This window comes from Pseudonocardia sp. (genome assembly GCF_035305885.1).
In the GTDB taxonomy this organism is placed as follows: domain Bacteria; phylum Actinomycetota; class Actinomycetes; order Mycobacteriales; family Pseudonocardiaceae; genus Pseudonocardia.
Genome location: NZ_DATGOP010000067.1, coordinates 40,334 through 60,885, shown reverse-complemented (window position 1 = coordinate 60,885; position 20,552 = coordinate 40,334). Strand labels below are relative to the sequence as shown.

Below are 20,552 nucleotides of genomic sequence, written 5' to 3'. Positions count from 1 at the left end.
CGGTGGCCGGACGCGGAGCAGGCGGCCTCCGGGCAGCGCGCGCGGCACGCGGCTGGTCGCAGTCGCGGGCCGCCCGTGAGCTCGCCGACCTCGCCCGGGCGCGCGGCGCGCCCGCGGCGGGAGCGGCGAGCCTCAAGACGCTGATCTCGCGTTGGGAGAACGGCCACGCGGTGCCCGAGCCGCAGTACCGGGCCCTGCTGGCCGAGCTCTACGGCCGCACGCCCGCCGAGCTCGGCATCGCGGGCCCCCCGGCCGACCCGCAGGCGGAGGACGCGCCCGCGCGGCTCCGGGCCGCCCTCGCCGCGGCCGGCGCGGTCGACGAGGACGCGCTCGCCCTGTGGCGCGAGCAGCTCGACCTCGCCGTGCGCCTCGACGACGAGCTCGGCGTCGCGGGCGCGGGAGAGCTGGTCGGGGCGCTGGTCGAGCGGCTGGACGAGACCGCCCGGCACGCGATCGACCCGGCCCGCCGCGTGGAGGTCGCCGCCGTGCTGGCCCGGGCCGCGGCCCTCGCCGGGCAGCAGGAGCTCGACCGCGGCCGGCCGGACCTGTCGTGGCGGCGCTACGACCGCGCCCGCACCGCCGCCGCCGAGGCGCGGCAGCCGGGCCCGGCCGCCGAGGCCCTCGCGGGCCAGGCCGCCGTGCTGGTCGACGTCGGCGAGCCGGCCGCCGCGATCACGCTGCTGGACGCGGCCGAGCCCGAGCTGCCCCGCTCCGCCCGGCCCGTGCTGGCGGGTGCGCGCGCCGGGGCGGCCGCGGCGCTCGGTGACGCCGCCGCCACCCGCCGGGCCATCGCCGCCGCGGTCGAGCCCCCGCCGCCCGACGGGGCGCACCCGGCCGTCGCGATCGAGCTCGCCGACCTCGACCGCTGGCACGGCCACGCGCTGTCCGTCCTCGGGGACCCCGCGGCAGTCGACCCGCTGCGCCGGGCGCTGGCCGCCCCGCCCCGCTCGGCGCGCCACCGCGCCGCGGTCCACGCCGATCTCGCGGTGGCGCTCGCCCCGCAGGAGCCCGACGACGCGGCGCGGCACGCCCGCGCGGCCCGCGAGCTCGCCGAACGCATCGGCTCGACCCGCACCCGGCGGCGCCTGAGCCGCTTCCCACCCGCGCGAGGTGGGTGAGCAGGAACGCCCCGTCGGTCAGCCGATGCCCAGGTGGCGGGCGAGCTCGTCCGCTGCGGCGTAGGGGTCCAGGTCGCCGGCCAGCACCCGGTCGGCGAGCCGCGCGAGGCCGGACCCGCCGCGCAGGTCGCCGATGCGGCGGCGGTGCTGTTCCAGCGCGATGGCCTCGATCTCCGCCTCCGCCCTGGACCGCCGCCTGCGGGCCCGCTCCCCGCTGCGCTCCAGCCAGTCCCGGTGGGCGTCGAGGGCGGCCACCAGGTCGTCCACGCCCTCGCCGCGGGAGGCGACGGTGCGCACCACCGGCCTGCGCCACCCGGCCCCGCCATCCTGCCCGGCCCCCTGCTCGGCGAAGGCGAGCATCTGGCGCAGGTCGCGCGCCGTCTGGGCGGCCCCGTCCCGGTCGGCCTTGTTCACCGCGAACACGTCGGCGATCTCGAGGATGCCCGCCTTCGCGGCCTGCACGCCGTCGCCCATCCCCGGGGCGAGCAGCACCACGGTGGTGTCGGCGAGCGCGACGACCTCCACCTCGGACTGGCCCACGCCCACGGTCTCCACCAGCACCACGTCGCACCCGGCCGCGTCGAGCACCCGCAGCGCCTGCGGGGTGGCCCAGGCGAGCCCGCCGAGGTGACCGCGGGTGGCCATCGACCGGATGAACACGCCGTCGTCGGTGGCGTGCTCACCCATCCGCACCCGGTCGCCGAGCAGGGCACCGCCGGAGAACGGCGACGAGGGGTCGACGGCGAGCACCCCCACCCTGCGGCCCTGCCGGCGCAGGTGGCCGACCACCGCGGAGGTGAGGGTCGACTTGCCGACGCCCGGCGGCCCGGTCACCCCGACCACGTGCGCGCGGCCGGTGCGGCCGGCGAGCGCGGCCGCGACCTCGCGCAGCGCGGCGTCGGCGCCGTCCTCGACGAGCGAGATCAGCCGCGCGACGGCCAGCTGCTCACCGCGCCGCGCGCGCTCGACCAGCCCGGGGACGTCGACCCGCCGCGCCATCCCTTCGGCGCCGGCTCAGCTCTTGGCGGGCACCCGGACGATCAGCGCGTCACCCTGGCCGCCGCCACCGCACAGCGCGGCGGCGCCGACGCCCCCGCCGCGCCTGCCGAGCTCGAGGGCGAGGTGCAGCGCGATCCGGGCGCCGGACATGCCGATGGGGTGGCCGAGCGCGATGGCCCCGCCGTTGACGTTGACCTTGTCCGGGTCGATGCCGAGCTTCTTGGTCGACACCAGCCCGACCGCGGCGAAAGCCTCGTTGATCTCGACGAGGTCCAGGTCGGTGGGCGCGATGCCCTCCTTCTCGCAGGCCTTGAGGATCGCGTTGGCGGGCTGCTCGTGCAGGCTCGCGTCGGGGCCCGCGACCACGCCGTGCGCCCCGATCTCGGCGATCCAGGACAGGCCCAGCTCCTCGGCCTTCGCGCGGCTCATCACCACGACCGCGGCGGCGCCGTCGGAGATCTGCGAGGACGAGCCCGCCGTGATCGTGCCGTCGGAGGAGAACGCGGGGCGCAGCTTCGCGAGGGTCTCGACGGTGGTGTCGCCGCGGATGCCCTCGTCGGCGGAGACGACGACCGGGTCGCCCTTGCGCTGCGGAACCTGGACCGGCGCGATCTCGGCGTCGAAGGTGCCGTTCGCAGCGGCCTTGGCGGCGAGCTGGTGCGAGCGCGCGGCGAAGGCGTCCTGCTCCTCGCGCGTGATCCCGTAGCGGGCGTTGAACTTCTCGGTGGACGCCCCCATCGGCAGCTGGTCGAACGCGCAGAACAGCCCGTCGTGGGACATGTGGTCGAGCAGCGTGACGTCGCCGAACTTGTACCCGGCCCGCGACTTGGGCAGAAGGTGCGGCGCCTGGGTCATCGACTCCTGGCCGCCCGCGACCACGATGTCGAACTCGCCCGCCCGGATCAGCTGGTCGGCGAGCGCGATCGCGTCGAGACCGGACAGGCAGACCTTGTTGATCGTGAGCGCCGGGACGTCCATCGGGATGCCGGCCCCGGCCGCGGCCTGCCGGGCCGGGATCTGGCCCGCACCCGCCGTGAGGACCTGGCCCATGATCACGTACTGGACGTTCTCGGGTGCCACGCCGGCCCGCTCGAGGGCGGCCTTGATCGCGACGGAGCCGAGCTGGGCGGCGCTGAAGTCCTTCAACGCACCGGACAGCCTGCCCATCGGTGTGCGGGCCCCGGCGACGATCACGGATCCGGTCACGGCTGACCTCCATCGGCTGCGCTGGCGGGCGACTCGACGATACCCGCGGGTAGCCCTTTCCGCGGCCGTGACGACCGGCACAGCGTGTGATCGCCTGCTGTCGCTCCGGCAGGCCCGCAGGGCCCGTGCGACGTCGCGTTCCTCCTCCGCTGCTCGGTCGCTCGTTCCTCGCTCCCCGCGCGCCTCCCCCGCACGGCGACGTCGGCCCGCGAGCCACCGTCCGGGTGCCGTCCGAGCGGGCGAGCGCTCCCTCGACGCCATCGGGCCGGGCTAGATTCCGGGAATGGGCGAACACAAGATCATCGCGGTCGACCACGTCGGCATCGCGGTGGCCGACCTCGACGAGGCGATCGAGTGGTACGCCTCCACCTTCGGGTTGGTGGCGACGCACACCGAGACCAACGAGGAGCAGGGCGTCCGGGAGGCGATGCTGTCGGCCCCCGGCGACTCGGGCGCCGCCATCCAGCTGCTCGCCCCGCTGCGCCCCGACTCGGCGATCGCGAAGTTCCTCGACCGCAACGGCCCCGGCATCCAGCAGCTGGCCTACCGCGTCGCCGACGTGGACGCGAGCTGCGCGGCGCTGCGGGCCAAGGGGATGCGCCTGCTCTACGACGAACCGCGCCGCGGCACGGCCGGCTCGCGGATCAACTTCGTGCACCCGAAGGACGCAGGCGGGGTGCTCGTGGAGCTGGTGGAGCCCGCCCCGCACCCCTGACGTGGGCACCGTCACGCCCGTGATCAGCGAAAATCGCGGTTACCCTACCGCTCAGTAACGAGCCGGGTGCGACTCGAGCCAACGGAGGCCAGCCGTGCAGGAGATCCGCGACGCCATCCTCGCCGAGGAGCTCGACGCCCTCGCAGGCCTCGACGTTCCCGACCACTACCGGGGCGTGACGGTGCACGCCGACGAGGTCGAGATGTTCGCGGGCATCCCCACCCGCGAGAAGGATCCGCGCAAGAGCCTGCACCTGGACGAGGTCCCGACCCCCGAGCTGGGGCCGGGTGAGGCGATCGTCGCCGTGATGGCGAGCGCGATCAACTACAACACGGTCTGGACCTCGATCTTCGAGCCGATGCCGACGTTCACGTTCCTGCGCCGCTACGGCCGCACGTCGGAGCTGGCCAAGCGGCACGACCTGCCCTACCACGTGGTCGGCTCGGACCTCGCGGGCGTGGTCCTGCGCACCGGCCCCGGCGTGACGCGCTGGAAGCCGGGTGACCGGGTGGTGGCGCACTGCCTGTCGGTCGAGCTCGAGAGCCCTGACGGGCACGACGACACGATGCTCGACCCGGAGCAGCGCATCTGGGGCTTCGAGACCAACTTCGGCGGGCTCGCCGAGCTCGCGCTCGTGAAGGCCAACCAGCTGCTGCCCAAGCCCGCCCACCTCACCTGGGAGGAGGCTGCCTGCCCCGGCCTGGTCAACTCCACCGCCTACCGCCAGCTCGTCTCGCGGCACGGCGCGGGCATGAAGCAGGGCGACACGGTCCTGATCTGGGGCGCCTCCGGCGGCCTCGGCTCCTACGCCACCCAGTACGCGCTCAACGGCGGCGCGATCCCGGTGTGCGTGGTGTCGTCGCCGCAGAAGGCCGAGATCTGCCGCAGGATGGGCGCCGAGCTGATCATCGACCGCTCGGCCGAGGGTTACCGGTTCTGGAAGGACGAGCGCACCCCGGACCCGCAGGAGTGGAAGCGCTTCGGGGCCCGGATCCGCGAGCTCACCGACGGCGAGGACCCGGACATCGTCTTCGAGCACCCGGGGCGGGAGACGTTCGGCGCGAGCGTCTACGTCACCCGCAGGGGCGGCACGATCGTCACCTGCGCGTCCACGTCGGGCTACGAGCACACCTACGACAACCGCTACCTGTGGATGAACCTCAAGCGGATCGTCGGGTCGCACTTCGCGAACTACCGCGAGTCCTACGAGGCGAACCGGCTGATCGACAAGGGCTTCATCCACCCGACGCTGTCGAAGGTGTACCCGCTCGCCGAGACCGGGCAGGCCGCGCTGGACGTCCACAGCAACAGCCACCAGGGCAAGGTCGGCGTGCTCGCACTCGCTCCGCGGGAGGGACTCGGCGTCACCGATCCGGAGAAGCGCGAGCGCCACCTGGAAGCGATCAACCGCTTCCGTGGTGTCTGACCGCAACCGGCTCCACCCGGCCGGGTGAGGCTGTTCACCCCGCCAACGCTTTACCGGCCACCCTCCGACGCACGCCCGGTACGGTGAATTCATGGCCGGGAACCCCTCTCCACCCCCGTCCGAAGTCGGCTTCGAGGTCGTTCGAAGGGGCTACGACCAGGGACAGGTGGAAGCCCACCTGCGCCGGCTGGACGCCGAGATCAGCATTCTGGTGACCGACCGGGACGCCGCTCTCGCGCAGGCCGTGCAGCTGTCGAGGGAGCTGGACGAGGCCCGGATGCGGGCGGAGAAGCTGCGGGCGCAGGTGCGGGCGTTGGCCAGCCCGAACCAGAGCCCGCAGAACACCACGGAGCGGATCCGCGCCATGCTGCGCCTCGCCGAGGACGAGGTCGCAGACATGCTCTCCCGCGCCGAGACCGAGGCGAACCGGCGCATCAAGGAGGCCGACGAGCAGGCGCAGCAGACGCTCGCCGCCGCCCGGGCCGAGGCCGAGTCCATCCGCGAGGCGGGCCGAACCGACGCCGAGCGGATGCGCCGGGAGCTCGAGCAGGAGCGCGAGGCGTTCGCCCGCGAGCGCGCCACCGCGCTCGAGCAGCTGGCGGCCGAACGCACCGCCGTGGAGGCCGACCTCGCCGCACGGGTCGAGGCTGCCGAGAAGGAGCGGGAGCGGGCGTGGGCGGAGTCGGAGGCCCGCCGCAGGCTCGAGGAAGAGGACTTCAAGATCGCGATGGAGCAGCGGCGGGCCGAGGCGCTCACCGCGCTCGCCGCCAAGCACGCCGCCGCCGAGCGCGAGGCGGAGCAGGTGCGCGAGTCCGCCGCGGCGCAGGCCCGCGAGACGGTCGCACAGGCCGAGCAGCAGGCCCGGGAGACCGTCGCCCGGGCCGAACAGCAGGCCCGGGAGCGCATCGACGAGGCCCAGCGCCGCGTCGACGAGCTCACCGCCATGCGCGCCCGCCTGGCCGAGCAGCTCACCCGCACGCGGGCCCTGCTCGACGGCACCCTCGACTCGCTGGCCACGCCGCCCGAGGAGCTGGTCGCGAAAGCCCGCCCGGCCGTCGAGGAGGCGGCGACCGCCGCGCCCCACGACAACCACCGGGCCCTCCTCGAGGTCGACCAGGTCGCGCACCCCAACGGGGACGGCAGCAAAACCTCTCCGAACGGCGCGGTCGAGGAGGCGGCCGAGCCGCAGACCGCCGACGGGGAGCCCGTCGAGGAGCCCTCCGCTCAGGTGACCGGCTCACGCGCCTCCGCGCGCCGCAGGCGCCGACGCTCACGCGCCGGCTCCACCCGCCGCTGAGGGGTCCGGCTCACCACCTGCCTCCCGGCCTGCGCCGCGCCCGGGCGGCCCAGCACGCCGAGTGCCAGTGCCTGCGGTCGGCCACGGAGCCCGTCTCGTCGGCGGGCCAGGCCACGACGTGGCCGGTGCCGGGCCGGATCAGCTGCTGGCAGCCCGGGCAGCGGTAGTCCTTCGCCGCCGCCGAGCCGGGCACGCTGCGCACCACCCAGTCGCCGTCCGGAGCCGACTCCCGGCGGGTGGTCGTGGCCGACCGCAGCGGAACGTGCCGCGGCCTGCGGTAGCGGTTCGAGCGAGGCACTAGCGAGGCGTGTAGTCCCGGAACCCGTGCCCGGTCTTGCGGCCCAGCCTGCCCGCCGTGACCAGGTGCTCGAGCAACGGCGCCGGCGCGAACCCGGAGAGCCGGAACTCCTGGTAGAGCGTGCGGATGATGGCCAGCGACACGTCCAGGCCCACCACGTCCAGCAGCTCGAACGGCCCCATCGGCAGCGCGCAGCCGGTCTTCATGGCGGCGTCGATGTCGTCGGCCGTGGCGTAGTGCGCCTCCAGCATCTTCACCGCGTCGTTGAGGTAGGGGAACAGCAGCGCGTTGACGATGAACCCGGCGCGGTCGGTGCACGAGACGGGGACCTTGCCCAGCCGCTCGCACAGCGCGAGGCCGGTGGCCGCGACGTCGGGCGCGGTGGTGATGGTGGAGACGACCTCCACCAGCTTCATCACCGGGGCCGGGTTGAAGAAGTGCAGGCCGAGCACGTCCTCCTGGCGGTTGGTGGCGGCCGCGCACTCGACGACCGGCAGCGACGAGGTGGTGGTGGCCAGGATCGCGCCCGGCTTGCAGATCTCGTCGAGCGCGGCGAACACCGCCCGCTTGACGTCGAGCTCCTCGGCGACCGCCTCGACGACGAGGTCGACGTCGGCGAGGTCCTCCAGCCGCGTGGTCGGCGTGATGCGGGCGAGCGCGGCCTCCCGCTCGGGCTCCTCGAGCTTGCCGCGCACCACGGCCTTGTCCAGCGACTTGCGGATGGCCGCGACCGCACCCTCGACCTTCGACGCGCTGCGCCCGCGCACCACGACGTCGAACCCCGCCTTCGCGAAGACCTCGACGATGCCGGTCGCCATCGTCCCCGTGCCGACGACACCGACCCGCTGCACGTCGCGCACGGCGGCGTCGGCGGGGATCTTCGAGGCCGGGGTGAGGGAGTCGGGGACGACCTCGGAGCTGTGCGGCTTGGCGTAGGTGTAGAAGCCGCGCCCGCTCTTGCGGCCGAGCAGGCCCGCCGTGACCATCTGCTTGAGGATCGGCGCCGGCGCGTGCAGCGGGTTGCGCGACTGCCGGTACATCGTGTCGAGGATCTCGTAGGCCGTGTCGAGACCGATGAGGTCGAGCAGCGCGAGCGGGCCCATCGGGTAGCCGCAGCCGTAGCGCATGGCCGCGTCGAGGTCCTCGCGGGTGGCGTAGCGCGACTCGTACATCCGCGCCGCGTGGTTGAGGTAGCCGAACAGCAGCGCGTTCGCGATGAACCCGGCGCGGTCGCCGATGACGACCGGCACCTTGCCCAGCGACGCGGCGAACTCCCGGGCGTCCTCGATCACGTCGGGCTCGGTGACGACGGTGCGGACCAGCTCGACGAGCTTCTGCACCGGGGCCGGGTTGAAGAAGTGCATCCCGACGACCTTGCCGGGCCTGCCGGTGCGCACGGCGAGCTCCGTGACCGACAGCGACGAGGTGTTGGACGCGAGGATCACCTCGGGCCGGCAGACGCGGTCGAGCTCGCCGAGGACCTGCGCCTTCAGCTCCAGCTTCTCGGGCACCGCCTCGACCACGAGGTCCGCCGCGGCGAGGTCGGCGAGCGACGTGGTGGTCGTGACGCGGGCCAGCAGTTCGTCGGCGGCCTCTTGGGTGAGCTTGCCGCGCTTCACCGCACGCGAGGTGGACGTCTCCAGGTGCGCCCGGCCGCGCGCCACCGCCTCCTCGTCCACCTCGGCGGCCAGCACCTGCAGCCCGTTGCGGGCGAACACCTCGACGATGCCCGCCCCCATGGTGCCCATGCCGACGACCCCGACCGTCCGGAACTCGCGCACGCCAGACCTCCCACTTCCCCGAGGGACGAACCGCCGCGATCCTCCCATCCACCGCGGGAGGTGACCGCGGACTGTGACCGCTACCTCCCGTGACGTGCGCGGACGAGGCCCACCAGCGCCTTCATCGTGCGCGGGCTCCGGGAGAAGCTCGTGACCGGCACCGGCAGCGGGAACCGCCTGGTCGCCACCGCCTGCGGGCGCGCGAACTCGCGCAGCCCGTCCTCGCCGTGGATGCGCCCGAAGCCCGAGTCGCCGACTCCCCCGAAGGGGAGGGCGGGGATGGCCGCGAACGAGATCACCCCGTTGACGGCGACCATGCCGCAGCGCAGCCGCCCGGCGATCTCCTCGCCCCGCGCGCGGGAGAACACCGACGCGCCCAGCCCGTAGGCGGTGGCGTTGGCCCGGCGCACCGCCTCGTCGACGTCCGGCACCCGGTTGACCACGAGCAGCGGCCCGAACGTCTCCTCGGTGACCGCGCAGCTGTCCTCGGGGACGTCGACGATCACGATCGGCTCCACGAACGGCGGCTGCACCGACTCCACGCCGCCGACGACCGCGCGCCCGCCCCGGGCCAGCGCGTCCTCGACGTGCCTGCGCACGACCTCGGCCTGTTCCGGCATGGTCATCGGCCCGTAGGCCCCACCCGTGCCCGCCCGCAGCCCTCGCGAGCGCGCCACGACCTTCGCGGTGAACTCGTCGGCGACGGCGTCGAGCACGTAGACGCGCTCCACGCCCGCGCACGTCTGGCCCGCGTTCGACATGCCGCCCCACACGGCGGCGTCCGCCGCCGCGTCGAGGTCGGCGTCCGCGTCGACGATCATCGGGTCCTTGCCACCGCACTCGACGAGCACGGGCACCAGGTTCTCGGCACAGGCCGCCATCACCCGCTTGCCGGTGGCCGTCGACCCCGTGAAGGCGATCTTCCCGATGCCCGGTGCGCGGCACAGCGCGGCGCCGGTCTCGCCGAACCCGGTCACGACCTGCAGCACCGGCCGCCCGTCGACGATCTCGGCGAAGGAGTCGGCCAGCGCCACCCCGACGCCCGGGGTGAGCTCGCTCGGCTTGAACACGACCGCGTTGCCCGCGGCGAGCGCGTAGGCGATCGATCCCATCGGCGTGAACACCGGGTAGTTCCACGGTCCGATCACGCCGACGACGCCGTAGGGCTTGTAGGTCACGCTCGCGGCCTGGTTGCCCATCAGCACCCCGGGCGCCACCTTGCGCCTGCCCAGCACCTTCTCCGCGTGCCTGGCGGCCCAGTCCAGGTGGTCGATCGCGAGGACGAGCTCCAGGCGCGCGTCGTCGAGCGGCTTGCCGGTCTCCTCGACCACGACGGCGGCGAGGTCGTCGAGCTTGCGCACGAGCGCCGCCCGCCAGTCCAGCAGGAGCCGCTTGCGCTCGCCGGCGCCGATGCCCTCCCACCACTGCGCCCCCGATGCCGCCCTGGCCACCGCGGCGCGCACCGCGGCCTCGTCGTGCACCGGGTGGGTGCCGACGACGTCGCCGGTGCGCGGGTCGAGGGACTCGAAGGTCACCGGGGCGGGAGCTTCGGTCGCGGTCATCACCCCAGAGTAGGGCGCGGGCACCGGCCCGCGCAGGCCGCCGACGGCCCGGCCGGGCCTACCCCGAACGCGGCGGCGGCACGGGTCCGGAGGGAGCGTCAGCGCCGACAAGGGGAGCTTGCGCTCCTGCGCCGCTCGACCGGCATACCCCCGGTGCACCCCCGAGGCGTCAGAACAGGCGCAGGTCGTTGCTCTCGATCCCGCGCAGGGCGTCGTAGTCGACCGTGACGCACCGGATGCCCCGGTCCTCGGCCAGCGTGCGCGCCTGCGGCTTGATCTGCTGGGCGGCGAACACGCCGGCGACCGGCGCGAGCAGCGGGTCGCGGTTGAGCAGCTCCAGGTAGCGGGTGAGCTGCTCGACGCCGTCGATCTCGCCGCGCCGCTTCACCTCCACCGCGACGGAGCCGCCGTCGGCGTCCCGGCACAGCAGGTCCACCGGCCCGATCGCGGTCATGTACTCCCGGCGCACCAGCGTGTAGCCCTCGCCGAGCACGTGCGGGTGCTCGGCGAGCAGCTCCTGCAGGTGCGCCTCGACGCCGTCCTTGACGAGCCCGGGGTCGACGCCCAGGTCGTGCTGCGAGTCGTGCAGCACCTCGTCGATCGTGATCACCAGCGACTCGTCGGCCTTGTTGCGGACCGTCCAGACGCCGGGCCGCTCCTCCAGCCAGCACGGCGGGCTCATCCAGTTGAGCGGCTTGTAGGCGCGGTCGTCGGCGTGGACGCTGACCGATCCGTCGGCCTTGACGAGCAGCAGCCGGGGAGCCATCGGGAGGTGGGCGGTGAGCCGCCCCACGTAGTCGACCTGGCACCGCGCGATGACGAGACGCACGGGGGCGAGCGTAGGGGGGTCAGCGCGGCGCGTTGCGGGCGGCCAGCGCCATGCCCGCCTCCGCGAGCCGGGCCCGCAGCTCCGGCGGGTCGAGCCCTTCGACCTCGCCGCCGAGCGCCGTGAGCTGGCCCGCGGCGACCGGGATGCTCTCGACGTCGAGCTCCAGCTCGCGCCAGCCCTCGGCGTCCGGTGGCCCGGCGTGCGCGATCGCGCGGACGGCCGCGTCGTGGTCGACCGCGTGCGGCAGCACCTTCAGCCCGCGCGGGCCCACCCGCACCCGAACGGTGGCGCGCAGCATCTGGCGCTCGAACTCGGCCGCGGCGCCCTCCCACCACTCGGCGAGCTGGAAGTCGGCCGGGCGCTCGAAGCGCTCGCCGGTGGGCTGCGCCTCGGTGATCCGGTCCACCCGGTAGGTGCGGACGGTGCCGTCGACCCCGGCGGCCAGGTACCAGGTGCCCGCCTTGAGCACGAGCCCCAGCGGGTCGATGGTCCGTTCGACGTGCTGGTCGCGGCCGCGCCGGTAGCGGATGCGCAGCCGCTCCTGGCCCCACACCGCCTCGGCGACGGCGGCCAGCTGGGTGACCTGCTGCGGGGTGTGGAACCAGCCGGGCGCATCGAGGTGGAACCGCTCCCCCACGGTGCGCGCGTGCTCGCGCAGCCCCTCGGGGAGCGTCGCGAGCAGCTTCGCCTGCGCCCCGGCGAGCGCCGCGCTCATCCCGAGCTCGGCGAGCACCTGGGGCGCGCCGACGGCGAAGATCGCCGCGGCCTCCTGGGCGGTCAGGCCGTCGAGCCGCGTGCGCCAGCCGTCCAGCAGCCGGATCCCGCCGCCGCGGCCGGGCTCGGTCCACAGCGGCACGCCCGCCGCGGACAGCGCCGCGACGTCGCGGTAGATCGTGCGCTCCGACACCTCCAGCTCCCTGGCCAGCTCGGCCGCCGTCGCCTCGCGCAGGCGCTGGAGCGTGAACAGCAGGGTGACGAGCCGGGATGCACGCACCCCGGAATCGTGCCCGATCCGCACACGGGGCACCGTTGTGGCGTGCAGAGGATCAGCAGTCGCCAGGTGTACGCCAACGCGTGGATGACGGTGCGCGAGGACACCGTCGTGCGCGAGGACGGTTCGCGGGGCATCTACGGGGTCGTCGACAAGCCGACGGCCGCGATCGTCATCCCCCGCGACGGCGACCGGCTGCACCTGGTGGAACAGTTCCGGTACCCGGTCGGGAAGCGGCGCTGGGAGTTCCCGATGGGCACCGCCCCCGACCGCGCGGAGGTCGACCCCGCCGAGCTGGCCGCCCGCGAGCTGGCCGAGGAGACCGGCCTCATCGCCGGGCACATGGAGTTCCTCGGCGACCTCGACCTCGCCCCCGGCACGTCCAGCCAGCGCGAGCACGTCTACCTCGCCACCGACCTGCGCGAGGGTCCCGTCAACCGGGAGGACAGCGAGCAGGACATGCGGACCCGCTGGTTCACGATCGCCGAGTTCGAGGACATGGTCCGCCGCTCCGAGGTGGTCGACGCCCAGACGCTCGCCGCCTACCTGCTGCTGGTGCTGCGCGAACGCGGCGGACTCACTGCTGCGTGACCGTGAGGCACAGCTCGCCCCCGCCCGACCGCACGGTGATGGGCACGTTCACCGACTCGTCCGGCCCGAGCACGCCCCGGTCCTGCAGGACGTAGTAGGTGCCCGTGCGCAGCCGGATCGGCGTCGACGGCCTGCCCGCCGCCCCCGGGCAGGACTCCGCGCCCGCCGCGTACGACACGGGGCAGCCGGCGCAGGCGGGCAGCGTGACCTCCTGCGCCGTCGGCCCCGCGACCAGCACGCGGACCGGGGTGCTCGTGGCGTTGTAGACCAGCACCGGCTCGCTCGCGGGCGCGTCGATCGGTGCGGGCAGCGGCAGGGGGACGCCCGCGGCCCGGCCGACCTCGGCCGTGATGAGGGCCGAGCGCGCCTGCGGCACGGCGGGGTCGTCCGGGTACTCGGCCACCAGCGTCCCGAACCGGTCCGCGGCGCCGGTGTAGTCGCCCGCCTCGAAGCTCGTGAGCGCGCACCCGGTCAGCGAGCGGGCCCGGTCGCCGTGGGCCGCCCCGGCGAGCCCGGCGCTGTCGGGCAGCGTGACGGCGTAGTCGAGCACGGGCAGCGCATCGCAGAACCGGCCCTCGGCGACCGCCGTGTTGGCCTCGGCGAACGTGTCGAGGACGGCCTGCGCCACCCCGGCCGCGGCCGCGGTGTCGGGTAGCTCCCGCGCGACCAGCAGCAGGTCCTCCATCGCAGCGCGCAGGGCGGCGACGCGTGCCTGCCCGGAGGCGCCGGCCAGCGTCGCCCGCGCCGCGGCCGCCCGCTCGACGTGCGTGGCGGCGAGGTCCTCGCGCACCGCGGCCGCGGCCGGGTCGGCGCCGAGCTCGGCCAGCAGCTCCCGGTACCGGCTGATCGCGCCGGACAGGTCGCCCGCGCCGCGCAGCGCCTCCGCCCACGCCCCCAGCGTGCGTCGGGCGCCCTCGCGCGCGAACGGCTCGAGCAGGCTGTCCGGGTGGTCGCGGCGGAACGCCTGGTAGGACGCGACCGCGCCGGCGAGGGCGCCCGCTCGTTCCGCCTCCTGCGCGCCGAGGAAGGCGGCGCACTCGGCGCGCCGCAGCGCCGCGGCCGGGACGTCGCGGCTCAACGTGAGCTCGTACGGCCCGGTGAGCGCGGCGAAGGAGCGGTCCGCCGCGGTGCAGTCGCCGCCCGCCTGCGCCGCGAGGCCGGCCGCGTACGTGGCCCGCGCGGCCTCGGCGTAGGCCACGTGCCCGGCGACGACCGCCAGGACGGCGACGACGCCGAGCGCGACCGGGCGCAGCGCCGCCGCGGGCGGAGCGGGCCGCGGGGACGCCCCGGCGGCGAACCACGCGTCGAGCGCGGTCGCCACCGCCCACGCCGCGGCGAGGATCCGCCACAGCCACGGCGAGCCGGCCGCGTCGTTGGCGAACGCGACCCACACCATCAGAGCGACGACGATCAGGCAGGCGGTGGCCCGCAGCCGGCACCGCAGGTAGAGGTAGCCCAGCCCGAGCCCGGTGAGGTTGAGCAGGGCCGCCGCGGCGGCCGACCGCGGGGGCGGCTCCACCGCCCGTGCCCCGGCCTCCGCGGCCCCGGCCTCCGCGGTGGGCGCCTCGGCCGGTTCCGCCGGCGGTTCCGCGGACGCCACCGGGCCGGCGCCCTCGTCCTCGGCCCTGTCGTCCTCGGCCCTGTCGTCCTCGGCCCTGTCCTCGGACGTGCCGTCCGCCGAACCCTCCGTCGTGCCCCTCGTCGCGTCCCGAGCGTCGCCGGTGCCGTCGCCGCCCATCACGCCCTCACCCCTCTCCGAACCCCCTCACCGGAGAGAGTTGACCACCGGCGGGCGGTGGGCAATCCCCGGTCGGGATCCGGGCCAGGGCGGCGACGGCACCGGAGTCCGTGTCGGCTACTCCAGCCGGAGCGGGAGGCGGGCCAGGCGGCGGATCCCCGGCACCGGGACCCACTCGGGGCGGTCCTCGGTGAGGGCGAGCCGGGGGAACCGCTCGACGAGCGCCCGCAACGCCACCTCGCCCTCCTGCCGGGCGAGCGCGGCGCCCAGGCAGTAGTGGATGCCGTGGCCGAACCCGACGTGGCCCTCGCCGCGCCCGGCCGGCCGCCGCGTCACGTCCAGCCGCTCCGGGTCGGGGTACTCGCGCGGGTCGTGGTTGGAGGAGACGAGCACCGGCTGGACGACCTCGCCCCGCCGGATCGTCACGCCGCCGAGCTCCACGTCCTCGGCCGCGTAGCGCATCCGCGCGATCTGCACCGGGCTGCACCAGCGCATCAGCTCGTGGATCGCGCCCGGCCAGAGGTCGGGGTCCCGGCGCAGGAGCTCGAGCTGGTCCGGGTGGGTGAGCAGCGCGAGCGCCCCGTTGCCGATGAGGTGGGCGGTGGTCTCGTGGCCCGCCATCACGAGCGTGATGACCATCGTGACGAGCTCGTCCTCGCCGAGCCGGTCGCCGTCCTCCTCCTGCACGTGCACCAGCGCCGCGAGGAGGTCGTCGGTGGGCTCGGCCCGGCGGCGGGCGATCTGCTCGCGGACGTGGTCGACCATCTCGCGGGCCGCGGGCACGACGGTCCGCGGCTCCATGCGCACGAAGGCGCTGCCCCACCTCCGCCAGGCGGGCCGGTCCTCCTCCGCCACACCGACCAGCTCGCAGATCACGGTGATCGGCAGCGGGTAGGCGAGCTCGGCGACCAGGTCGACCGGCTGTGGCAGACCCGCCATGCGGTCCAGCAGGGCGGCGGTGATCTCCTCCACCCGCGGCCGCAGCTCGGTCACGCGCCGCACGGTGAACGTGCGCGAGACGAGCTTGCGCAGGCGGGTGTGGTCGGCGCCGTCGGTGTCGAGGATCGAGTCGGCGAAGTAGTGCACCAGGTCGGGCGGGATGCCGATCTGCTCGATCAGGTTGTCGCGCACGCTGTCGACGTCCACCCCCGGCACCGAGCGGGCGCTGTTGACGAAGCGCGGATCGGACAGGACGGCGCGCACGTCGGCCTGCCGGGTGACGAACCAGGCGGGCGTGCCGTCCGGGGCCCTGCCGCGCACCACCGGCCCCTGCTCGCGCAGGCGCCCGTAGCCGCCGACCGGGTCGGCGATCAGGCCGGGGTCCATGATGTCGGGATCGGCCGGCGCGGTCCCCGTCATCGGTTGGGTCATCGGTGGCTCCTCATCCCCGCGCGTGGCCGGATCAGCGGACACGGCGGCTCCACTCCTCGTCGACGTGTTCGAGCAGCGACCGGTAGCGCTGCGCGATCCTCGGGGCGACCCGCTCGAGCACGCCGGCGGGTGGGTCGGCGGCTTCCAGCGCGTTGGCGAGGGTGCGTTCGAGCAGCTCGGCGCGCGGGACGTCCAGCTGCGCGATCCCGCTCCTCATGCCGTCGATGACGACGAAGCCCGTGCCGACGGCGGTCAGGACGTACAGCGCGGAGTCGGCGTCGAGGCCCGGGCGCAGGCAACCGCCCTCGGCGAGCAGGCGCAGGTGGTCGGCGACGGCCTCCTCGCGGCGCGCGATGAACCCGCCGAGGGTGTCGGAGGCCTCGTGCACGAGCCTCCCGAGCACCTCCGTGTCGCCCAGGTAGAGGGTGCGCGCCACCGGGTCGGCCGTCATCTCCTCGTAGACGCGGCGCATCATCCGGCTCGGCAGGACCGCCCGTGGGTCGGCGGCCATCCGGTCGGTCATCCGTTCGACGAAGCCGCGGTGGACCCGCAGCAGCACGGCGACGAAGAGCGCGTCCTTCGACCGGAAGTGCAGGTAGACGGTGCCCTTGCCGATGCCGGCGTGCCGCGCGACGTCCTCGATCGTCACGCGCTGGTAGCCCCACCGGACCAACAGCTCGGCCGCGCTGTCGAGCACCCGCTCGACCCGCGGTTCCGCCGTCACCATGCCCAACCCCCTGAACGTTGTGACCAGATTCGTTCATCCGGTCATACGGTCACGGTACGGACCCTCGCCGGGCGCCGCAACCCGGGCTACCGTCGGGCCCATGGGCGACTACGAGCACCTGCTGGTGAAGCAGGACGGTCCGACCGTGCGGATCACGATGAACCGGCCGGAGCGGCGCAACACGCTCACCGAGGCGCACATGCGCGAGCTGCTCGACGCGTTCGAGACCGCGGGCCGCTCGGACGCGACCGGCATCGTGCTGGCCGGGGAGGGCAAGGCGTTCTGCGCGGGCCACGACTTCGCCGACGTCGCCGCCCGCGACCTCGCGGGCGTGCGCGACCTGCTGCAGCTGTGCACGCGGCTGATGCGCACGATCGAGTCGGTCCCGCAGGTCGTGATCGCCCGCGTCCACGCGATCGCGACGGCGGCCGGGTGCCAGCTCGTGGCGTCCTGCGACCTCGCCGTCGCGGGCGAGTCGGCGTCGTTCGCCATCCCCGGCGGCAAGGGCGGCTGGTTCTGCCACACCCCCGCCGTGCCGGTCGCCCGCAACATCGGCCGCAAGCGGCTCATGGAGATGGCCTTCACCGGCGACCCGATCGACGCGCGCACGGCCGCCGAGTGGGGGCTCGTCAACTACGCCGTGCCGGATGCCGAGCTCGACGCCAGGGTCGACGAGCTGCTCGCCCGCGCCACCCGCGGCAGCCGCTTCGCGAAGGCCGTCGGCAAGCAGACGCTGTACGCCCAGCTCGACCGGCCCGAAGCCGACGCCTACGCCATCGCGGTGGAGGTGATGGCGTCGATGTCCCAGACCCCCGGCGCCAAGGAGGGCATGGCCGCGTTCCTGGAGAAGCGCCCGCCCGTGTGGCCGGACTGAGATCAGCCGTCCGGCCTGCAGCACCTACGCTGCTCGGGATGCTTTCCCGACGGCGACTCCTCGCGCTCGCGGTCCCGACCGCCGCGCTCGCGGCGTGCAGCAGGCCGGAGGGGACGAGCCTGGAGCGGGCGCGCGCGGTGGGCGCGATCCGCATCGGGATCTCCGGCGAGCGCCCCTACTCCTACACCAACCCCGACGGCCGCGTGACCGGCGCGCAGCCGGAGGTCGCGCGCATCGTGCTCGACCGGATCGGGGTGCCCGGGCTCGAGGCGGTGCGGGTGCCGTTCCACCAGCTCCTGCCGCGGCTGCGCGACGGCCAGTACGACCTCGTCGCCGCCGGGATGACCATCACGCCGGAGCGGTGCCGCGAGGTGGCCTTCTCCCGGCCCGACTTCGTCGCCTACCCCGCCTTCCTGGTGCGCGAGGGCAACCCGCCCGGGGTCCGGACGTTCCAGGGCGTCGCCCGGGCGCACCTGCGGCTCGCCGTCATCGAGGGCACCGTCGAGATCGACTACGCCCGGGCGGCCGGGGTGACCGACGACCAGCTCGTGATCGTCGCGAGCCAGTCGGAGATGCTGCGGGCGGTGTCGGAGGGCCGGGTGGACGCGGGCGCGCTCACCCGGCTCTCGCTGCTCGACGAGCTGCGCCGCAACCCCGGGTCCGGCCTCGTCGTCACCGCCCCCGTCGAGCCGACGGCGGACGGGCGCCCGGTGGTGCCCGCCGCGGGCTTCGCCGTCCGCCACGGCGAGACCGACCTGCTGGCGGAGTTCGACCGCGAACTCGCGGCGCTGCAGGCCTCCGGCGAGTGGCTGCGGATCACCGAACCCTTCGGCTTCACCCGCGACAACCTGCCGCCGCCCGAGCTCACCACCGAGGACCTCTGCCGGCCGGAACGGCCCTAACCCGCCGCCAGCACCGCCTTGAGGAACTCCTGCGTCCGCGGGTGGTCCGGATCGGTGAACAGCTTCTCCGGCGGCGCGTCCTCGATGACCTGCCCGCTGTCGAACATCATCACCCGGTGCGAGAAGTCACGGGCGAAGCCCATCTCGTGCGTCACGCACAGGATCGTGATGTCGGTGTTCTCGCCGATGTCGCGCAGCAGTGCGAGCACGCCGGCCACCAGCTCGGGGTCGAGCGCGGAGGTGACCTCGTCGAGCAGCAGGACGTCGGGCTGCATGGCGAGCGCCCGCGCGATCGCCACCCGCTGCTGCTGCCCGCCGGACAGGCGGGTCGGGTGCTCGTCGATCTTGTCCTTCAGGCCGACGAGGTCCAGCAGCTCCTCCGCCCGTGCGTTCGCCTCCTCCTTCGACAGCCCGAGCACCCGCGTCGGCGCCTCGATGAGGTTGCCGCGCACGGTCATGTTCGGGAACAGGTTGAACTGCTGGAACACCATCCCGATGCGCTTGCGCACCTCGCGGGAGTACTTCTCGTCGGCCGGGACGAGCTTGCCGCCCTTCTCCATGTGCGACAGGTACTTCCCGCCGACCTTGATCGTGCCGCCGGTCACCGACTCGAGGCACATGAGCAGCCGCAGGATCGTGGTCTTGCCCGACCCGGACGGCCCGATCAGCGTGACGTGCTCGCCCGGGGCGACCGTGAAGCTGAGGTCGGAGAGCACGACGTTGTCCCCGAACCGCTTCTCGACCCGGTCGAACACGATCATCGGCTCAGATGGTTCCGACACGGCGTTCCAATCTCCGCACCAGCAGGGACGCGGGGTAGCTCAGCAGGAGGAAGAACAGCCCCGCCAGCGTGTACGGCTCGACGTAGCGGAAGTAGGTGTTACCGACCTCCTCGGCCCTCCCGACGACGTCGAGGACGCCGATGGCGACGAGCAGCGGGACCTCCTTGAACATCGAGATCACGTAGTTGCCCAGCGCCGGGATCACGCGGGGCACGGCCTGCGGCAGCACCACCCCGGTCCACACGCGCGACCGCGGCAGGGAGAGCGCCGTCGCCGCCTCCCACTGGCCGCGCGGCACCGCGTCGATCCCGGCGCGGTACACCTCGGACGTGTAGCAGGCGTAGTGCACGCCCAGCGCGATCACGCCCACCGTCAGGCCGCTCAGCACGATCCCGAACGCGGGCAGGCCGAAGTACAGGAAGAAGATCTGCACCAGCAGCGGCGTGCTGCGGACGAACTCGACGATCCCCCGCACGATCATCGCCACGGGGCGCGGGCCACGCAGCAGCACCGCGAACACGAGCCCGAGCAGCATGGCGATGATCGATCCCAGCACGGTGGCGACGAGCGTGAGCCCGAGCCCCTCGATCAGCGCCGGCAGGATCGAGAACGCGTACTCCCAGTCCCAGATGGTCATCAGTGGGTCCCCGCCAGCGCTCGGGAGGCACCGCGGGCGGGGCGGCGCCCGAGCCGCCTCGCCGCCGCGCGCTCCAGTGCCCGCATCACGGCCGTGATGGCCAACGAGAGCACCAGGTAGTAGACCAGCAGCAGGAGCATGATCTGGATCACCCACGGGTTGAAGTTCGGGACGAGAACCTCCGTGGCCTGCCGCGTGATCTCCGGGATGAAGACGAACGACAGGATCGACGTGCTCTTGAGCAGCTGGATGAACAGGTTGTTGAACGGCGGGATCATCTCGACCAGCGCCTGGGGAAGGATCACGCGGCGCATCCGCTGGGCCGGCGAGAGGCTCAGCGCGAGCGCGCCCTCGTACTGGGCGCGCGGCACCGACTGCACGGCGCCGCGGACGATCTCGGCGCCGTAGGCGCCGTGGTTGAGCCCCAGCACGGCGACGCCGCCCCAGATCGGGATGAACTCGAACCCGACCAGCACCGGGAGCGCGAAGAAGATCCAGAACAGCTGCACGACCTCGGACGTGCCGCGCAACCCCTCCACGTAGATCCGGCTGATCACCCGCACCCACCGCCACGGGGACAGCAGCGCGAGCCCCGCGACGAGCGAGAGCACGATCGTCAGCGCGATCCCACCGACGGTCGCGATCAGCGTGTACGGCAGGCCCTGGTTGAGGATCGTCAGCCAGGTACTGATGTTCTCCACGGTCGGA

At 74.2% G+C, this 20,552-nt stretch carries 20 protein-coding genes; 7 read left to right on the top strand and 13 right to left on the bottom strand.

All coding sequences use genetic code 11. From position 1 onward, the window contains the following. Window positions 1–2 precede the first annotated feature (2 nt). On the top strand, window positions 3–1,118 hold the full coding sequence (locus VKZ81_RS14005) for an NsdA family TPR-like regulatory protein (RefSeq protein WP_324241965.1): 1,116 nt from the start codon (window positions 3–5) through the stop codon (window positions 1,116–1,118). Between the two features lie 18 nt (window positions 1,119–1,136). Here the strand turns inward: VKZ81_RS14005 and meaB are convergent, their stop codons facing one another. Both meaB and VKZ81_RS13995 read right to left on the bottom strand, forming a co-directional pair. After that, on the bottom strand, window positions 1,137–2,117 hold the full coding sequence (gene meaB, locus VKZ81_RS14000; protein ID WP_324241964.1) for a methylmalonyl Co-A mutase-associated GTPase MeaB: 981 nt from the start codon (window positions 2,115–2,117) through the stop codon (window positions 1,137–1,139). A gap of 15 nt (window positions 2,118–2,132) precedes the next feature. Continuing rightward, the gene (locus tag VKZ81_RS13995) at window positions 2,133–3,323 is read right to left on the bottom strand and encodes an acetyl-CoA C-acetyltransferase (protein ID WP_324241963.1); all 1,191 of its coding nucleotides are present in this window, start codon (window positions 3,321–3,323) and stop codon (window positions 2,133–2,135) included. Window positions 3,324–3,606: 283 nt separating this feature from the next. On the opposite strand from VKZ81_RS13995, the gene mce reads away from it, so the two are divergent. The 3 genes from mce (at window position 3,607) to VKZ81_RS13980 (ending at window position 6,761) form a co-directional block, all read left to right on the top strand. Then, on the top strand, window positions 3,607–4,038 hold the full coding sequence (mce, locus tag VKZ81_RS13990; RefSeq protein ID WP_324241962.1) for a methylmalonyl-CoA epimerase: 432 nt from the start codon (window positions 3,607–3,609) through the stop codon (window positions 4,036–4,038). Between the two features lie 94 nt (window positions 4,039–4,132). Next, the gene (ccrA, locus tag VKZ81_RS13985; RefSeq protein WP_324241961.1) at window positions 4,133–5,464 is read left to right on the top strand and encodes a crotonyl-CoA carboxylase/reductase; all 1,332 of its coding nucleotides are present in this window, start codon (window positions 4,133–4,135) and stop codon (window positions 5,462–5,464) included. A 166-nt stretch (window positions 5,465–5,630) separates the two neighbouring features. Further along, window positions 5,631–6,761, top strand: a complete 1,131-nt coding sequence (locus VKZ81_RS13980; protein ID WP_324241960.1) for a coiled-coil domain-containing protein — start codon at window positions 5,631–5,633, stop codon at window positions 6,759–6,761. Between the two features lie 10 nt (window positions 6,762–6,771). Here the strand turns inward: VKZ81_RS13980 and VKZ81_RS13975 are convergent, their stop codons facing one another. The 5 genes from VKZ81_RS13975 to VKZ81_RS13955 form a co-directional block, all read right to left on the bottom strand. Then, the gene (locus VKZ81_RS13975; RefSeq protein WP_414709376.1) at window positions 6,772–7,059 is read right to left on the bottom strand and encodes an Rv1322 family protein; all 288 of its coding nucleotides are present in this window, start codon (window positions 7,057–7,059) and stop codon (window positions 6,772–6,774) included. Further along, a complete protein-coding gene (locus VKZ81_RS13970; protein WP_324241959.1) occupies window positions 7,059–8,840 on the bottom strand; it encodes a 3-hydroxyacyl-CoA dehydrogenase family protein in 1,782 nt (593 codons plus the stop codon). Before VKZ81_RS13970 ends, VKZ81_RS13975 begins: the two co-directional genes overlap by 1 nt. An 80-nt stretch (window positions 8,841–8,920) precedes the next feature. Then, complete coding sequence (locus VKZ81_RS13965) at window positions 8,921–10,402, bottom strand: aldehyde dehydrogenase family protein (RefSeq protein WP_324241958.1); 1,482 nt, start codon at window positions 10,400–10,402, stop codon at window positions 8,921–8,923. A 169-nt stretch (window positions 10,403–10,571) separates the two neighbouring features. Beyond that, on the bottom strand, window positions 10,572–11,231 hold the full coding sequence (nucS, locus tag VKZ81_RS13960) for an endonuclease NucS (RefSeq protein WP_324241957.1): 660 nt from the start codon (window positions 11,229–11,231) through the stop codon (window positions 10,572–10,574). Between the two features lie 19 nt (window positions 11,232–11,250). Beyond that, window positions 11,251–12,225 (bottom strand): helix-turn-helix transcriptional regulator, encoded by a 975-nt coding sequence (locus VKZ81_RS13955; protein WP_324241956.1) that lies wholly within the window; start codon window positions 12,223–12,225, stop codon window positions 11,251–11,253. A gap of 42 nt (window positions 12,226–12,267) precedes the next feature. Between VKZ81_RS13955 and VKZ81_RS13950 the strand changes: the two genes are divergently transcribed. Next, a complete protein-coding gene (locus VKZ81_RS13950; protein ID WP_324241955.1) occupies window positions 12,268–12,813 on the top strand; it encodes an NUDIX hydrolase in 546 nt (181 codons plus the stop codon). On the opposite strand, the gene VKZ81_RS13945 is transcribed toward VKZ81_RS13950, so the two are convergent. The 3 genes from VKZ81_RS13945 to VKZ81_RS13935 all read right to left on the bottom strand — a co-directional run bounded on the left by VKZ81_RS13945 (window position 12,800) and on the right by VKZ81_RS13935 (window position 16,649). Then, entirely contained in the window at window positions 12,800–14,551 is a 1,752-nt protein-coding gene (locus tag VKZ81_RS13945) for a tetratricopeptide repeat protein (protein ID WP_324241954.1), read from the bottom strand. The two genes, VKZ81_RS13950 and VKZ81_RS13945, sit on opposite strands and share 14 nt — an antisense overlap. A gap of 117 nt (window positions 14,552–14,668) precedes the next feature. Beyond that, complete coding sequence (locus VKZ81_RS13940; RefSeq protein WP_324241953.1) at window positions 14,669–15,922, bottom strand: cytochrome P450 family protein; 1,254 nt, start codon at window positions 15,920–15,922, stop codon at window positions 14,669–14,671. 31 nt (window positions 15,923–15,953) lie between these two features. Continuing rightward, on the bottom strand, window positions 15,954–16,649 hold the full coding sequence (locus VKZ81_RS13935) for a TetR/AcrR family transcriptional regulator (protein ID WP_324241952.1): 696 nt from the start codon (window positions 16,647–16,649) through the stop codon (window positions 15,954–15,956). 100 nt (window positions 16,650–16,749) lie between these two features. Here VKZ81_RS13935 and VKZ81_RS13930 point away from each other — a divergent pair, with 100 nt between their 5' ends. Both VKZ81_RS13930 and ehuB read left to right on the top strand, forming a co-directional pair. Continuing rightward, window positions 16,750–17,523 (top strand): enoyl-CoA hydratase-related protein, encoded by a 774-nt coding sequence (locus VKZ81_RS13930; protein WP_324241951.1) that lies wholly within the window; start codon window positions 16,750–16,752, stop codon window positions 17,521–17,523. Window positions 17,524–17,561: 38 nt separating this feature from the next. Beyond that, entirely contained in the window at window positions 17,562–18,425 is an 864-nt protein-coding gene (gene ehuB, locus VKZ81_RS13925) for an ectoine/hydroxyectoine ABC transporter substrate-binding protein EhuB (protein WP_324241950.1), read from the top strand. Here the strand turns inward: ehuB and ehuA are convergent. From ehuA to VKZ81_RS13910, 3 genes are read right to left on the bottom strand one after another with little or no spacing between them, the layout of a single operon-like run. After that, entirely contained in the window at window positions 18,422–19,186 is a 765-nt protein-coding gene (gene ehuA, locus VKZ81_RS13920) for an ectoine/hydroxyectoine ABC transporter ATP-binding protein EhuA (protein WP_324241949.1), read from the bottom strand. The genes ehuB and ehuA overlap by 4 nt on opposite strands. Before the next feature lie 4 nt (window positions 19,187–19,190). Next, a complete protein-coding gene (gene ehuD, locus VKZ81_RS13915) occupies window positions 19,191–19,844 on the bottom strand; it encodes an ectoine/hydroxyectoine ABC transporter permease subunit EhuD (protein WP_414709375.1) in 654 nt (217 codons plus the stop codon). Beyond that, window positions 19,844–20,545 (bottom strand): amino acid ABC transporter permease, encoded by a 702-nt coding sequence (locus VKZ81_RS13910; RefSeq protein WP_324241948.1) that lies wholly within the window; start codon window positions 20,543–20,545, stop codon window positions 19,844–19,846. Before VKZ81_RS13910 ends, ehuD begins: the two co-directional genes overlap by 1 nt. Window positions 20,546–20,552: the final 7 nt, after the last annotated feature.

What these genes read in the sequence shown, in the direction of transcription:
- meaB (WP_324241964.1), bottom strand. Translation starts at nt 2,117, where the DNA reads ATGGCGCGGCGGGTCGACGTCCCCGGGCTGGTCGAGCGCGCGCGGCGC.
- mce (WP_324241962.1), top strand. Translation starts at nt 3,607, where the DNA reads ATGGGCGAACACAAGATCATCGCGGTCGACCACGTCGGCATCGCGGTG.
- VKZ81_RS13965 (WP_324241958.1), bottom strand. Translation starts at nt 10,402, where the DNA reads ATGACCGCGACCGAAGCTCCCGCCCCGGTGACCTTCGAGTCCCTCGAC.
- VKZ81_RS13945 (WP_324241954.1), bottom strand. Translation starts at nt 14,551, where the DNA reads ATGGGCGGCGACGGCACCGGCGACGCTCGGGACGCGACGAGGGGCACG.
- VKZ81_RS13940 (WP_324241953.1), bottom strand. Translation starts at nt 15,922, where the DNA reads ATGACCCAACCGATGACGGGGACCGCGCCGGCCGATCCCGACATCATG.
- VKZ81_RS13935 (WP_324241952.1), bottom strand. Translation starts at nt 16,649, where the DNA reads ATGGTGACGGCGGAACCGCGGGTCGAGCGGGTGCTCGACAGCGCGGCC.
- VKZ81_RS13930 (WP_324241951.1), top strand. Translation starts at nt 16,750, where the DNA reads ATGGGCGACTACGAGCACCTGCTGGTGAAGCAGGACGGTCCGACCGTG.
- ehuB (WP_324241950.1), top strand. Translation starts at nt 17,562, where the DNA reads ATGCTTTCCCGACGGCGACTCCTCGCGCTCGCGGTCCCGACCGCCGCG.
- ehuA (WP_324241949.1), bottom strand. Translation starts at nt 19,186, where the DNA reads ATGATCGTGTTCGACCGGGTCGAGAAGCGGTTCGGGGACAACGTCGTG.
- ehuD (WP_414709375.1), bottom strand. Translation starts at nt 19,844, where the DNA reads ATGACCATCTGGGACTGGGAGTACGCGTTCTCGATCCTGCCGGCGCTG.